This is a genomic window from Priestia sp. JNUCC 25, from assembly GCF_053667915.1.
On sequence record NZ_CM132211.1, the window covers coordinates 2,948,003 to 2,962,046 of the forward strand.

A 14,044-nucleotide genomic window follows, 5' to 3' on the forward strand; every position below is an offset into this window, starting at 1 on the left:
TTCACATTTGAGTTTACTCTTTACATCCTTCTTTTCTAAAATATCGATTATACACCAAAACCATTGCATAAATGACTAAAAAAGAAAACGTAAAGATAATTAACCTTCCAGATTCAGGGACATGATCAAGATAGTCTGTTTCAAAAAACATAACAAACATCAAAAATGGCAATAGGAACAAAAACCAAATAAAATCTCGATCCATAAACATTTTTATAAAAAATAAAATGGCCCCGATGTAGACAATCATCAAAAACATAATCATTCACCAAATTCTATTTAATACTAGAGGTGTTGTAATGATTATATCGGATTTCTCCAGCGAAATATAGAGTCATTGGTTTTAATTTTATAAATTCCTTATAACTTTCAAACTGCTATTTTAACATAATAAGGGAATTTACTGCTGTAAAGACTCTAAGTGAGCAAAAAACTGCGGGTAAGAGACGGATACCGCGTCACGATTTTCAATAATTGTTTCCCCTTCTGCAATACAAGAGGCAACAGCGAGCATCATACCGATACGGTGATCTCCGTGGCTGTTTACATTTGCTCCGTGAAGTTTTGTACCTCCGTGAATAATCATTCCATCTTCCGTTGCTTCAATGTTAGCTCCCATTTTGGTTAACTCATTCACTACCGTATCAATACGGTTTGTTTCTTTGACTTTTAACTCTGCAGCATCTTTAATAACCGTGATTCCTTCTGCCTGTGTGGCAGCTAGTGCAATAATTGGGATTTCGTCAATTAGGCGTGGAATTAAGTCTCCGCCTACTTCTGTACCTTTTAAGTGAGAAGCTTCTACAACTAAATCTGCATAGGGTTCCGCTGTTTCTTTTGTTTCTTTGACTGTCTCGATCGAAGCGCCCATATTTGAAAGCACATCTAAAATACCCGTTCGAGTCGGATTCATCCCAACTTTTTGAATTTCAATGCGGCTGTTTGCAATAATAGCCCCCGCTACTAAAAAGAATGCAGCTGACGAAATATCACCAGGCACTTCTACATGCGTTCCTCTTAACGTTTGACCGCCTTCAATTGAAACCGTTAAGCCTTCTTCTTCGACTTTAACACCAAATGCCTCTAGCATACGTTCTGTATGATCACGTGATTTCGCCGGTTCCGTTACAGAAGTTGTTCCTTCCGCCTGCAGTCCAGCAAGTAAAATAGCTGATTTTACTTGTGCGCTTGCAACGGGAGATGTATAGTGTATACCTTTTGCTTGCCCACCTCGAATAACAAGCGGTGTAAAATTAGCATCTTTTCGACCGTCTAAATGAATATTCATATCACGAAGCGGACCGGTCACACGCTTCATGGGGCGTTTGGCAATGGATTCGTCTCCAATCAATGTTGAATGAAAGGGTGTATTTGCTAAAATTCCCATCATAAGGCGAATCGTTGTGCCCGAATTTCCAACATCTAAAATATCAGATGGCTCTTTTAGAGCTTGTATCCCTTTTCCTTTGACTACGACGCTTTGTTCATCAATCATTTGAATATCTACACCTAGTTTTTGAAAGCAGGAAATGGTGCTAAGGCAATCGTCACCTGGCAAAAACCCTTTAATCGTTGTTGTTCCTTCTGCGATTGAACCAAACATAACGGAGCGGTGAGAAATGGATTTATCTCCTGGAATTTGAATCGTTCCTCGTAAAGCTTTTACTGTCACAATATGTCTCTCCTTTTATGCGTGAAGCGAATCACGAAATTCTTTGGCATCTGAAAAGTAATCAAATAATTCGTGACCGTCACCTTTTTCTACTAATAGTTTTACTTGTTCCATTTCTTTCATCCAGTCATCAAGCAATGTTAAAAGCATAGAACGGTTTTGTTTTAGTATATCTCTCCACATATGAGGATTGCTTGAAGCAATTCTCGTAATATCTCGAAAACCGCCTGCTGCCATTTCCGTGACAAGATGATTCTGTGCTGAATATCCTTTTACTTGTCTTACAAGACTGGTCGCAATCACATGAGGTAAATGACTGACAACTCCAGTGATTTGGTCATGAGTAGCTGCATCAAGCGGTACAAATTGTGCACCTGTAGGCTCTAGCAAATGCATAAGCGCATCTATTTTTTCTTTTTGCTCATTTTCAAACGGCGTTAAAATATAGCGCGCCGAACAAAATAAATCCGCTCGTGCATTGACTGCACCGCTCGTATGAGAACCAGCCATCGGATGCCCCCCAATAAATGAAATACGTTTCTTATTCAGCGCTTCGGCTGCTTTCATAATTTCACCTTTGGTACTTCCGACATCCGTTACGATAACCGTTTCTTTAAGCTTCCAAGTAGAAAGGTCGTGTATCCATGCTGTCGTGTACTCTACTGGAGTAGCAAGCACGATATAATCTGCTTGGGCTGCTTCTGTTTTTATATCTTCAGCTACATAATCAACGATACCTAGCTGGTTGGCTACTTGTACTTCATTTGTATTGATATCAGCTCCAACGACTGTGACGTGACGATGCTTCTTCATAGCTAGCGCTAATGATCCTCCAATAAGGCCGACGCCAATAAGTAATACACGTGTTTTCACCTTTCATTCTCCTCTATTCATTAAAATTGCTTTGCGTATTCTTCATGTTTTTTTACGTTTTCTTGAATTAACTGAATTCGATCTGCCCCAAATTGATCGATAATAGCAGATGCTAGTTCCCAAGCAATCACTGATTCTGCTACAACCGCTGCCGCCGGTACTGCACAGCTGTCTGAGCGTTCAATACTTGCAGCAAATGGTTCTTTTGTATCAATATCTACACTTTGCAGCGGCTTGTATAAGGTAGGAATAGGTTTCATGACGCCTCGCACAACAATCGGCATCCCTGTTGTCATGCCTCCTTCTAAACCTCCTGCATTGTTCGTTTTACGCGTATAGCCGTTTTGTTCATCCCATAGAATTTCATCATGAACTTCGCTTCCCGGTCTGCGAGCTGCTTCAAAGCCTACGCCGATTTCAACGCCTTTAAACGCGTTAATGCTCATAATAGCAGCAGCTAGCTTTGAATCTAACTTACGATCATAGTGCACGTAACTTCCCACTGCAGTAGGCATTCCTTCTACTACTACTTCCACTACGCCACCAATGCTGTCTCCATTTTCTTTTGCATCATCGATTGCTTTCATCATCTTCTGTCCTGCTTCTTCATCTAAACAGCGAACAGGTGACGCTTCTGTTTTTTCCTGAAGTTCTGTCAGTGACTCATATGCCGTTTTTTCAGCTTTCACACCGCCGATTTCAAGCACGTGACACGCAATATTTACGCCTACAGCTTTTAGTACTTGTTTGGCAACTGCGCCTGTGGCTACTCGCACCGTCGTTTCACGAGCAGATGAACGTTCCAATACGTTTCGCATATCTCTGTGACCGTATTTAATCGCTCCATTTAAATCCGCATGACCTGGACGAGGCTTTGTAATTTGTCGCTTTACTTCTTCATCATGATCAACTGGATCAGCACCCATAATATTTCTCCAGTGAGTAAAATCTTTGTTTTCAACGACTAAAGCAATGGGTGAACCAAGCGTCTCACCGTGGCGAACCCCGCCTTTAATCTGAACTTGATCTTTTTCAATCTGCATGCGGCGTCCGCGCCCATGTCCCTTTTGTCTTCTTGCTAAATCTTCATTAATATGTTCGGCTGTTAATTCAAGCCCTGCCGGTACTCCTTCAATAATCGCTGTTAATTGAGGTCCGTGCGATTCTCCTGCTGTTAAATATCTCATATTATCGATTCCTTTCTGTTATAAAAAATAAAAAAACTCGCCCCTATGTCATAGGGACGAGTTTTTCTCGCGATACCACCCTAGTTGCAAACATTGCTTGCCACCTCGAATTGTTAACGATCTGCTGACCGCTCTGTAAAAGAGTACTCAAAGAGTGTAATTCGCTCACATTTGTGTACTGACTTCCACCAACCGTCAGCTCTCTGAGACAGGGAAATGTTTGCTACTAGTTTCTTATCACTGTATCACTATGAAATTAAGATAATTTTACTGCTGCACCTTTTAATTCTTCCATGAATTTGTGGAATTCAGGAATGTTCATTTGTTGTGCTGAATCTGATAGTGCTACCGCTGGGTCTGGATGAACTTCTGCCATTACAGCATCTGCGCCGATAGCAATCGCTGCTTTTGCACATGGTAATAATAAGTCTTTGCGTCCTGTTGAATGCGTTACGTCTACTACAACTGGTAAATGCGTTTCTTTTTTCAAGATTGGAACAGCTGAGATATCTAATGTGTTGCGTGTTGCACGTTCGTATGTGCGGATACCGCGTTCACAAAGAATAATGTTTCCATTTCCGCGAGACATAATGTATTCAGCAGCGTTAATGAATTCTTCAATTGTTGCTGCCAATCCGCGTTTTAAAAGAATCGGTTTGTCTACAGAACCTGCAGCTTTTAATAGCTCGAAGTTTTGCATGTTACGTGCACCAATTTGAATCACATCTACGTAGTCTAGAGCCGTTTCAATATCTTGAGGAGAAACAATTTCACTGATAATTGATAGGCCTAGCTCATCGCCTACTTGACGTAAGATTTTTAACCCTTCCACTCCAAGACCTTGGAAATCGTAAGGTGATGTACGTGGTTTGAACGCTCCGCCGCGCATTAACGTAATGCCTTGTTCTTTAAGGGCTAAGCCCACTTCTTTTACTTGTTCGTAGCTTTCTACTGCACATGGTCCCATTACAAATTCTAAGTTTCCAGGTCCTACTTTTGTACCGTTGATGTCAACGATTGTATCTTCAGATTTCTTTTTACGAGATACAAGAAGTGCTTTGCGGTGATCGTCTTCTTGAAGCTCTAAGCTTGCTTTGAAAATTTCTTTGAAAATATGCTGAATTGTTGAAGCTTCGAATGGTCCATTATGGTTAGCTAAGATTTGATCTAACGATTTACGTTCACGCACTGGATCAAAGCGATTCACACCTTGTGTACCTTTTACTTTTCCAATTTCTTGTGCGATTTCACCGCGTTTATTTAATAATTCTAAAATTTCTAAATTTATTTCGTCGATTTGTCCTCGTAATTGTTCTAGTGATTTTGTCATTTTAAAAATCCTCCTTTGATTTTATAACCTTGAACGGATCTTCTCGTTTAGTTTGTATTGAAAAATCCGTTTTACACCTACACAGCCGCTTATGCGGATATACAAAAAGTCCCTACTGATTGTATCAGTAGGGACGAATTGATCGCGGTACCACCCTAATTGCAAGCATTGCTTGCCTCTTCATTAAGATAACGGCTATTGCCGCTTTTGACTATCGCCAAAAGAAAGCTCCAAGAATGTAATTCGCAATCTCTTTTGTACTGATTCGCACCAACCATCAGCTCTCTGAATACAGGGAAGATTTTGCTACTATGCTCTTTTCATCGCTTGTAATGGATATAAAATTATAATGGACCGAAATACAAAAAGTCCCTACTCACCCTTAAGATTTTTCTTAAGAGTCAGTAGGGACGAAAATTCGCGGTACCACCCTAGTTGCAAGCATTTTGCTTGCCTCTTCATTAAAATAACGGCCAGGCCGTCTTTTCCTACTCGGAAAAGATGCTCAAGGAATGTACTTCGAAAAAATTTGTGTTCTGACTCGCAGCAACCGTCAGCTCTCTGTTACAGGGAAATTTTTTCTACTAGTGCTCCTATCAACGCTCAGTATTGACTATGTATGTGTACTTGGATAATCAGTTCCGATCGTTTGAAACTGTTTGTCGCTTCCAAGTTGTGTGTAATGTTGTGTGATGTTGATTTGTATTATGAATGGTTTTTTTATGTTCGTCAACACTTTTTATCAATTTTTTTTATTTTTTAAAAACCATAGCTCCTTCAAACCCATCTCTATCAAGAGTTTTGCTGCTCTAATTTTTTTCAAACTTGTATTCCATTTCAGATTCACATTCAATAAACCCATGTTTTTGATACAAGCTTTTTCCAGCGGAAGAAGCATTTAACCATATTCGATTTACACCACTTTTTTGGCAGTACTGCATCAAATGCTTTAAAATAGCTGAAGAGTAGCCGTGCTTTCGGTGATCAAAAGCTGTATACATGTTCATAACATATGCTTCTTTTCCTTGGAGGTTACTCGGTGAAGGCGGACGTATAAAAAAGACGATGCTTCCTGCTGATACAATTTCTCCATCCGCTTTTAAAATAGCCGTATAGCTATTTGGATTATTTATATTTGCAGTAAAATATTCTTCTGTAGCTTTTTGAAACAGCTCCTCGTTCCCGTTTAATTCTCCTAGTTCTTTCATGAGCAACATTCGCAGTTTAACCAAATCCTGAACGTTTTCTAGCGCTGCTTTTTCAACCATGACTTCCCCTCTTTTCGTCTCTTTTACACAAAAAAACTCTCATTATTTGAGAGCTTCATTTAAGCAAGAAAAACAGCTCCGTATACGAGTGCTCCGACAATAACGAACGCTGGATGCACACGTAATTTTTCCAATAAAAGAAAGCTGGCTACTACTAAAAATAAAGTTTGCCATATACCTGAATCACCGTATGAATTCATAAAAAATTCATACGCCATCAAGCCCAGTAAAATGGCGATAACGGGACGAATGTAGTTCGTCATTTTCTTAACATTTGGCGAATCTTTATACTTAAATAATATTCGAAGTAAAATAACTAAAAGTAAAACCGATGGAGCAATCGTTGCAAAAAGAGCAATCACAGAGCCTAAAATCCCTGCCTGCTGATATCCGATAAACCCCGCCATTTTTGTTGCAATCGGACCAGGAAGCGCATTTCCAATTGCCAGCATTTCACTAAACTCTTTGACGGTAAGCCAATGGTAGCGATCTACGACTTCTTTTTGAATAAGCGGAATCGACGCAGGTCCGCCTCCATAGCCTAAAATATTTGAAACAAAAAACGCCATAAATAGCTGAATATAAATCATACCGATTCCCTCTTCTGCTTGTGTTCAGCACTTTCGCCTTTTTTTCCTTTTCGTTTTAGCGGAATCCAAGCTGCCGCCATAAGAACAATAATAATGACCGCTGGATGGATATGGGCAAATTCCATTAATCCTAAGCTAATAATCAGTAAGATAATAGCTGGCGTCCACCCTAAACCAGATGTTGATTTTTTAAAAAAGTCCCACGTCATAACCGCGAGCATAACTCCCACTACAGGAACAACTGCTTTGGTCATGCCCATAACCCACGGCTGATCTTTAAATTGCGTTAAAGTTGTTAACAGCAATACCATTAAAAAAACGGTTGGAATAACGGCTGCAAATAAAGCTGTCCCGAGACCCAAAATACCGCCGACTCGATAGCCGATGTATCCAGCCAGCTTTGTAGCAATAGGCCCAGGCAGCGTATTGGCGATTGCTAACAAATCGCCAAATTCATCGTCATCCATCCATTTGTACGTATCGACCACTTCTTTTTTTACGAGTGGAATAGCTGAAGGTCCTCCTCCGTAGCCGAGCATACCTGAGCGAAAAAACGCTATAAAAATATCCAATTGTCGCATTTCTCGCGCTCCTTTCTCTGTGATCTAATAAGCAACGACCGCTCCGTCTGTTCGCGCTTCTGTGCCGCCGTATAATACGCCGGTTTGTTCATCTCTCAAAATAATCTGCCCTCTTCCAAACGTATGTCTGCTCGTAGCCACATGAATATCATGCCCTTTGCGTTCTAATGCTTCTACAATATGTGAAGGCATTTCTTTTTCCACAAGAACCTTTTTATGTTCAATCCACTGCCATCTTGGTGCATCTAAAGCTGCCTGAGGATTTAGATGAAAATCAATCATATTCATGACGACTTGCACATGTCCTTGAGGCTGCATGAATTTGCCCATTACACCGAATGGACCTACAGCACTTTTATTCTTTGTTAAAAATCCAGGAATAATGGTATGATAGGTCCGTTTTCCTGGCTCTAATCGGTTATGGTGCTGTGGGTCTAACGAAAAATTATGCCCGCGGTTTTGCAGGCATATGCCCGTATCAGGTACGACAAGTCCTGAGCCAAAATCCATGTAATTACTTTGAATGAATGATACCATGTTTCCTTCTCCATCAGCTGTCGCTAGATAGATCGTGCCGCTATGAGACGGCTGTCCGGCTTCGGGAATAAGCGCTTTTTCACCAATCAGTCCTCTGCGCTTGTTTGCATAAGAATCATTCAACAAATCTTCAACTGCTACTGTCATTTTATCAGCATCTGTAATGAATTTTTGTCCATCTGCAAACGCTAGCTTCATGGCTTCAATTTGCTTGTGATATGTATCGACAGAATCTTTGGCATCGAAAGAAAAGCCTTTTAGCGTATTTAAAGCTAAAAGTGCAATAAGGCCTTGGCCGTTAGGCGGAATTTCCCACACATCATATCCTCGGTAAGAAGTTGAAATTGGCTTCACCCACTCTGCTTTAAAAGCTGCTAAATCTTCTTTTGCTAAAAATCCGCCGTATTTTTTCGAAAAACCTGCTATTTTATCAGCTAAATCCCCTCTGTAAAAAGATTCTCCATTCGTTTCGGCAATTTCAAGCAGCGTAGCAGCATGGTCCGGTGATCGCCACACTTCCCCTACTTTAGGAGCTGATCCATTGTTGGCAAACGTCTCAAACCATTGCTTATATTCGTCACCTTTTAACACGTGTGTAAATCGTTCAAACGCTCGTTCCCAATTGTACCCTAAAATCGGGGAGATTGGGAAGCCTTCTTGTGCATATGAAATAGCAGGCTGCAGCACTTCTTTTAACGATAGCCGCCCAAAGCGTTTTGACAGTTCTACCCACGCACTCGGGGCACCTGGGACCGTAACAGGAACAAAACCGCGAGCGGGCATCTCTTTTATCCCCATGGCACGCAGAGCCTCAATAGAGATAGAAGCAGGAGCAGGACCGCTCGCGTTGAGTCCGTATAGCTCTTCATTTATCCACACGAGAGCAAATGCGTCTCCGCCAATTCCATTTGACGTAGGCTCTACAACCGTTAAACAAGCCGCGGAGGCAATAGCAGCATCTACCGCATTGCCTCCTTTTTTCAACATTTCAAGACCCGCTTGAGCGGCAAGAGGCTGACTGGTTGCTACCATTCCGTTTTTTCCAAACGTACACGTACGCTGCGATGCATAGGGGTGTGTAAAAAAGTATTCACTCATAGAAAATCTCCTCTTTTCTTTATATGATGAATAAAACGAATCTCTACAGGCTAGACAACGCTACTTCTTCCTCGTAAACTTTTAATGCTGCTTGCAAAGCAGCACCTGCATTCACGCTTGCCCCGTTTCGAATAAGCACTGCTTCAAGACCAGCCAATGTAAATAGAACGTTGTCTTTTCGACAGCTGTATCCCATTGTACCGATACGCCATATTTTTCCGTGCATCGGCCCAAAAGAACTTGCAATTTCAATCCCAAATTGTTCAAGAAGCGTAGAACGAACTGTCTCTCCGTCAATACCTGGGGGAATTAAAACACAAGTAACGGTTGGAACTTTTGAATGCTCATCTCCGAATAACGATAATCCCATTGCTTTAATACCGGCTACAAGTGCTTTTTCATGGAGACGATGCCTTGCAAATCTTTCCTCTAATCCTTCTTCTAAAATAACGCGCAGCCCTTCCCTTAAAGCATAGAGCATGGACGTTGCTTCCGTGTGATGATTTAGCCTGCGCTCACTCCAATAGTCTTGAAGCTGACTTAAATCGAAATAGTTGCTGATAATATTCGGACGCAGACGAACAGTTTGAGCATCCGCTTTTGTTGCGATTCCTTTTTCAACTTTTTTTCGTTCCATGATAATTTTTTCAATACGATCATTGTACGTAATAGGTGCCATGCCCGACGGAACAGATAAACACTTTTGTGTACCTGCAATCAATGCGTCAATGTTCCACTCATCTACTTTTACATCCGTACCGCCAATAGTGGCTACTGCGTCGACGATAAATAAAACATCTTGGTTGCGGCATGCAGCACCAATTTCTTTAAGCCGCTGCATTCTTCCTGTAGACGTTTCACCATGAACCATTGCAACAATTTTCGGATTCACTTTTTTTATTTCATGGATAACTGTTTCAGGGTCAAACACTTCTCCCCATTCGCATTCAATATTGTGTACATCAGCTCCGTAGCGCTCGGCAATTTCCGTTAATAAATAGCCGAAGCGGCCGAAAATCGGGACAAATACTTTATCTCCAGGCTCAACTACACTTGCAAGAACTGCTTCAATCCCAGCTCTAGACGTTCCATCAACGGGAAAAGCCCATTTGTTTTTGGTTTGAAATAGTTCACGAAGCATTTCCATCGTTTCGTTCATAATGTGCGTAAATGCGGGGTCAAACTGACCTAAAATAGGTGTTCCTAATGCTCTTAATACGCGGGGATCTGCTTCTACGGGTCCGGGTGTCATAATCGTACGCGGCGGTGTATGAAGCTGTTTTGTTATAGTCATGTCAAATTCCTCCTAGTAGGCAAGTTTATATAATAGTTCTATTAAGACCTTTACTCCTTTTTCTAACTGTTCTCCTTTGGTGAATTCCTTTGGGGAATGGCTGATTCCATCTTGGCTCGGTACGAATAACAAACATGTGGGAACTCTTCGTCCGAATACCTGCGAGTCGTGTCCTGCACCGCTTACTATTTCTCGGGAGGAGATATTCTTTTCCGAGGAAATAATTTTGGAAAGTTCAGATAATTCTTCGCTCATGGCGACAGGTTTTTCATCCATCCAGCAGTCGATATTCACTTCTAAATCCCCTGCTGTTCGCTTTATAATTTCCTTCATTTCTCGTTCTGCCTCTTGTAAAACCTCATATTCATGGTGTCTTATATCGACCGTGAATTCTACATATCCTGGTATTACATTCGGTGCATTTGGAGAAAGTGTAATTTTGCCAACCGTTACGTATAAAGCGTTATGATATTTTTCGCTCAATTCAATAAATGCTTTAGCAAGTTTGCAGCTCACATAAAATGCATCTTTTCTGATGTTCATCGGGGTTGTGCCCGCATGGTTACTTTCACCTTTAACAGATACTGTAAATCGTTTCTGCCCGACGATACTAGAAACAATTCCGATATCGCAACGAGACATTTCAAGCTGCTTTCCTTGTTCGATATGCAGTTCAATAAAAGAAGCGATGTCCGTGCGGTATGGCTCGCTGTGGAGGCCTTTTCCGAAATTAAGCTGTTTCATTGCGTCATCCAGCTTAACCCCTTCTTTATTTATAACATGTTTTGCATCACTTTTGCTGTGTAATCCATTCATATTACCTGATCCCCAATACGTAAGAGGAAATCTGCTACCTTCTTCTTCACAAAGTGATACGACCTCTAAGGTTTTTGTAGGGGAGCCGTAATGCGCATATAGGTACTGCAGAGCAATGATACCTGCCACAACACCAAACGCCCCGTCATACTTTCCTCCGTTTATCACGGTGTCGATATGGGATCCTGTTAAAATAACTTGTTGTTCTGAACCCGTTCCTTGCAACCGTCCAAATAAATTTCCTACATCATCGTAATACGTTTTGAGGTGAAGTCCCTTCATTTTTTCTTCCAATGCTTTTTGAGCTGCATTCCACTGTTCGGTATATAAAAGCCTCGTAACGCCTTTTTTTTCATCTAACCCAAACTGTGACAACCAGCTAACGTTTTCTTCGATTTGCTGACAAAGCTTAGATTTTCCCGTCATATCTGCAACCATTGCTATCCCTCCTGCTATCTTCATTTTAAGAAAATGACTGATTGTTTTCATTGACACTTCCTACAATGATTTAGTGTTTTTTTGGCTATTATCACTAAATATACAAAGTCTTATATACGTAACTTTTTCTAACATTATATGTTATTTATTTTATCTTACAGAATTGAATACACTTCTTCATTAACAATTTATACATTTTTTTCTGAAAATTTTATTTATTTTAACTAAACTTTCTTATAAAATAAAAGATAGATAAAGATATGCGCAGGGAAATGTGAGAATTTTTAACAAAAGGAGTAATGAATAATGGAACTACAAACTCTTTTACGCATTCCAATTTATGAAAAAGCATCTGTAGTAGCCGGGCAAAAAGGAGTCACCCGCAAAGTACATAACGTCAATATGATGGACGCACCCGATATTTTATCTTTTTTAAAAGAAGGAGAATTTTTAATTACAACGGGTTATCATTTCAAAGAACATGAAGAAAGCTTAGCAAAACTTGTAGAAGGAATGGCTAAAAAGAAATGTGCAGGATTGGCCATCAAAACGAAGCGCTTTTTCGAACACGTTCCTGCTTCTATTTGTCAGCTAGCTGATGAACTTCACTTTCCGATCATTGATTTCCAAACGGACGAAACGTTAGGCGCAGTTATTAACGAATCTCTCAGCTTTATTTTAGATAAAAAAACAGCCGAGCTTCAGCAAGCGATGGTCACACATCAGCTATTTTCCTCGTACATCTTACAAGGAAAAGGCATTGAGAAAATTATGCAATCTATTCAAACGTTATGCAATGCTCACGTTGCCCTTTTTGATACCCATGGCCATGAACTCTTTTATACAAACAAACGCGAACCCTTTCCACTCCCGATGGAAGAAGCGGTAGCGGGCGCTAAGCAGCTGTTTTTACGAACGTCAAAATATACAACCTTTTCCTTTTTACACACCAAAAAAACCGTTACGCTTTTTCCGATTGCTACTCATACAAGAAAGTACAGTTATTTACTTATTGAACACCAAGTTTCTTTATCCGATTCAGCGCTCCTAACGATTGAACAAGCGACAAACGTTTTATCCTTCGAAATGATGAGACAGCAGGCTTTGTATGAAGCTGAACGGCGACGAAAAAACGATTTTTTTAATCAGCTTGTTAACAATTATTATAAAACGCTTGAAGATGCTTCCTTTCAAGCACAGATGATGGGCTTATCAGCAGGAAACAGCTATATTTGCGCCGTCGGGAAAATCCATTCTACATTCACGCCTTACAGCGATGATGATATGATCTATGAGCTCCTTCAATATGAGTTATCAACAGGTCATACAGAGGCCGTTTTGTTTTTCTATGACAATCTTTATATTCTTTTGTTTACACCTCATTCTCAACCTATGATTATAGAATGCTTGCATCGCTTGCAGGAAGCTGTTTACCGTCACTACGATAAGCGAATGTCATTTGGAGTTGGAAACCAAAGCCAATCCCTACTTACAATCGCTGACTCATATAAAGAAGCTGTTGAAGCTCTTGAAACCATCCATTTTAAAGATCAGTCGAAGCTTATTCAATTTTATCAGCCAAAACAGTTTAAAGAACTGCTGAGGTTGCTTCCAGCAAACGATTTACAAGATTACTATTCTCAAACATTAGACGGTTTGCTGCAGTACGACAAGAAAGATCGCTCCATCTTACTTGACACGCTTGAAACATATCTAAATTCCAATTGCCAAATCTCAGAGACTGCTAAGCAGTTATTCGTTCACCGGAACACGGTGATCTATCGAATTGAAAAATGCGAAGAATTATTAAAAAGACCTATTCACACGTCAGAGGAAACCCTTCGGCTGCGCGTAGCTTTTCAAATTTTTTCTCTTGTGCATGCTAATTAAGTATAAATACAATAAAAAACGCCTGAGTGGATACTCAAGCGTTTTTTATTGTATTGCATATTATTTATTTTGCTTTTAATTTAGACTGTACTGATTGTAATTTCCCAGCCATCGTATGATTTTCTTTATCACGGCGATCATCAATTCGTAAATTTGTACATACGCGCTGAATACCATTTTCAAAAGGTACTTCATGCATCTCTTGAACAATTTTTAGCAGCGTGCTTAATTCCCCTTCAATCAATGTATTCATAGGGGTTAATTGATATGTAATTTCATCTTCATGCTTGGCCAACACTTTTTGAATATCAGCTACGTACTGACTCACGCTTGGCGTTTCCGTACCTACCGGAATAATGGTTACATCTACAATAGCCATGTTATACACTCCTTTTATTTGTTCCCTAGTTATCATACCAAATCGCGCAAAAATTTCCTACTTTTACGTTTATGTTGCATAGAAAAAAGGA

The 14,044-nt window shown here is 40.3% G+C and carries 13 protein-coding genes and 3 other annotated features; of the genes, 1 reads left to right on the forward strand and 12 read right to left on the reverse strand.

The genetic code is table 11. From position 1 onward, the window contains the following. Nucleotides 1-13: 13 nt before the first annotated feature. From JNUCC25_RS15050 to allC, 11 genes are all read right to left on the reverse strand, one after another. Nucleotides 14-259 carry a hypothetical protein gene (locus JNUCC25_RS15050; protein ID WP_013057694.1) on the reverse strand — a complete coding sequence of 82 codons (246 nt, stop codon included), beginning with the start codon at nt 257-259 and terminating at the stop codon, nt 14-16. Nucleotides 260-400: 141 nt separating this feature from the next. After that, nucleotides 401-1,672 carry a 3-phosphoshikimate 1-carboxyvinyltransferase gene (aroA, locus tag JNUCC25_RS15055; RefSeq protein WP_064471834.1) on the reverse strand — a complete coding sequence of 424 codons (1,272 nt, stop codon included), beginning with the start codon at nt 1,670-1,672 and terminating at the stop codon, nt 401-403. 15 nt (nt 1,673-1,687) lie between these two features. Beyond that, a complete protein-coding gene (locus JNUCC25_RS15060) occupies nt 1,688-2,545 on the reverse strand; it encodes a prephenate dehydrogenase (RefSeq protein ID WP_013057696.1) in 858 nt (285 codons plus the stop codon). Between the two features lie 20 nt (nt 2,546-2,565). Then, entirely contained in the window at nt 2,566-3,732 is a 1,167-nt protein-coding gene (aroC, locus tag JNUCC25_RS15065) for a chorismate synthase (RefSeq protein ID WP_013057697.1), read from the reverse strand. 49 nt (nt 3,733-3,781) lie between these two features. Further along, nucleotides 3,782-3,982 (reverse strand) — a binding site (T-box leader). A 6-nt stretch (nt 3,983-3,988) separates the two neighbouring features. Then, nucleotides 3,989-5,062 (reverse strand): bifunctional 3-deoxy-7-phosphoheptulonate synthase/chorismate mutase, encoded by a 1,074-nt coding sequence (locus JNUCC25_RS15070; protein ID WP_013057698.1) that lies wholly within the window; start codon nt 5,060-5,062, stop codon nt 3,989-3,991. Between the two features lie 126 nt (nt 5,063-5,188). Beyond that, nucleotides 5,189-5,395, reverse strand: a binding site (T-box leader). Between the two features lie 70 nt (nt 5,396-5,465). Beyond that, nucleotides 5,466-5,671: a binding site (T-box leader), on the reverse strand. A gap of 200 nt (nt 5,672-5,871) precedes the next feature. Continuing rightward, nucleotides 5,872-6,330: a GNAT family N-acetyltransferase gene (locus JNUCC25_RS15075; protein WP_029322642.1), complete on the reverse strand. Its 459-nt coding sequence runs from the start codon at nt 6,328-6,330 to the stop codon at nt 5,872-5,874. Nucleotides 6,331-6,389: 59 nt separating this feature from the next. Next, nucleotides 6,390-6,920: a chromate transporter gene (locus JNUCC25_RS15080; RefSeq protein ID WP_013057700.1), complete on the reverse strand. Its 531-nt coding sequence runs from the start codon at nt 6,918-6,920 to the stop codon at nt 6,390-6,392. Next, entirely contained in the window at nt 6,917-7,501 is a 585-nt protein-coding gene (locus JNUCC25_RS15085) for a chromate transporter (protein ID WP_013057701.1), read from the reverse strand. The genes JNUCC25_RS15080 and JNUCC25_RS15085 overlap by 4 nt, the downstream gene beginning before the upstream one ends. Before the next feature lie 24 nt (nt 7,502-7,525). Beyond that, the gene (gene ggt, locus JNUCC25_RS15090; RefSeq protein ID WP_064471835.1) at nt 7,526-9,136 is read right to left on the reverse strand and encodes a gamma-glutamyltransferase; all 1,611 of its coding nucleotides are present in this window, start codon (nt 9,134-9,136) and stop codon (nt 7,526-7,528) included. A gap of 43 nt (nt 9,137-9,179) precedes the next feature. Beyond that, nucleotides 9,180-10,430 carry a pyridoxal-phosphate-dependent aminotransferase family protein gene (locus JNUCC25_RS15095; RefSeq protein ID WP_454222078.1) on the reverse strand — a complete coding sequence of 417 codons (1,251 nt, stop codon included), beginning with the start codon at nt 10,428-10,430 and terminating at the stop codon, nt 9,180-9,182. 12 nt (nt 10,431-10,442) lie between these two features. Next, entirely contained in the window at nt 10,443-11,684 is a 1,242-nt protein-coding gene (gene allC / locus JNUCC25_RS15100; RefSeq protein ID WP_263033219.1) for an allantoate deiminase, read from the reverse strand. Nucleotides 11,685-11,990: 306 nt separating this feature from the next. Here allC and JNUCC25_RS15105 point away from each other — a divergent pair, with 306 nt between their 5' ends. After that, nucleotides 11,991-13,574 (forward strand): PucR family transcriptional regulator, encoded by a 1,584-nt coding sequence (locus JNUCC25_RS15105; RefSeq protein ID WP_064471837.1) that lies wholly within the window; start codon nt 11,991-11,993, stop codon nt 13,572-13,574. Nucleotides 13,575-13,638: 64 nt separating this feature from the next. Here JNUCC25_RS15105 and JNUCC25_RS15110 read toward each other — a convergent pair whose 3' ends face one another. Next, nucleotides 13,639-13,953: an MTH1187 family thiamine-binding protein gene (locus JNUCC25_RS15110; RefSeq protein ID WP_013057706.1), complete on the reverse strand. Its 315-nt coding sequence runs from the start codon at nt 13,951-13,953 to the stop codon at nt 13,639-13,641. Nucleotides 13,954-14,044: the final 91 nt, after the last annotated feature.

What these genes read in the sequence shown, in the direction of transcription:
- JNUCC25_RS15080 (WP_013057700.1), bottom strand. Translation starts at nt 6,920, where the DNA reads ATGATTTATATTCAGCTATTTATGGCGTTTTTTGTTTCAAATATTTTA.
- allC (WP_263033219.1), bottom strand. Translation starts at nt 11,684, where the DNA reads ATGGTTGCAGATATGACGGGAAAATCTAAGCTTTGTCAGCAAATCGAA.
- JNUCC25_RS15075 (WP_029322642.1), bottom strand. Translation starts at nt 6,330, where the DNA reads ATGGTTGAAAAAGCAGCGCTAGAAAACGTTCAGGATTTGGTTAAACTG.
- JNUCC25_RS15085 (WP_013057701.1), bottom strand. Translation starts at nt 7,501, where the DNA reads ATGCGACAATTGGATATTTTTATAGCGTTTTTTCGCTCAGGTATGCTC.
- JNUCC25_RS15070 (WP_013057698.1), bottom strand. Translation starts at nt 5,062, where the DNA reads ATGACAAAATCACTAGAACAATTACGAGGACAAATCGACGAAATAAAT.
- ggt (WP_064471835.1), bottom strand. Translation starts at nt 9,136, where the DNA reads ATGAGTGAATACTTTTTTACACACCCCTATGCATCGCAGCGTACGTGT.
- JNUCC25_RS15105 (WP_064471837.1), top strand. Translation starts at nt 11,991, where the DNA reads ATGGAACTACAAACTCTTTTACGCATTCCAATTTATGAAAAAGCATCT.
- aroC (WP_013057697.1), bottom strand. Translation starts at nt 3,732, where the DNA reads ATGAGATATTTAACAGCAGGAGAATCGCACGGACCTCAATTAACAGCG.
- JNUCC25_RS15095 (WP_454222078.1), bottom strand. Translation starts at nt 10,430, where the DNA reads ATGACTATAACAAAACAGCTTCATACACCGCCGCGTACGATTATGACA.
- JNUCC25_RS15110 (WP_013057706.1), bottom strand. Translation starts at nt 13,953, where the DNA reads ATGGCTATTGTAGATGTAACCATTATTCCGGTAGGTACGGAAACGCCA.
- JNUCC25_RS15050 (WP_013057694.1), bottom strand. Translation starts at nt 259, where the DNA reads ATGTTTTTGATGATTGTCTACATCGGGGCCATTTTATTTTTTATAAAA.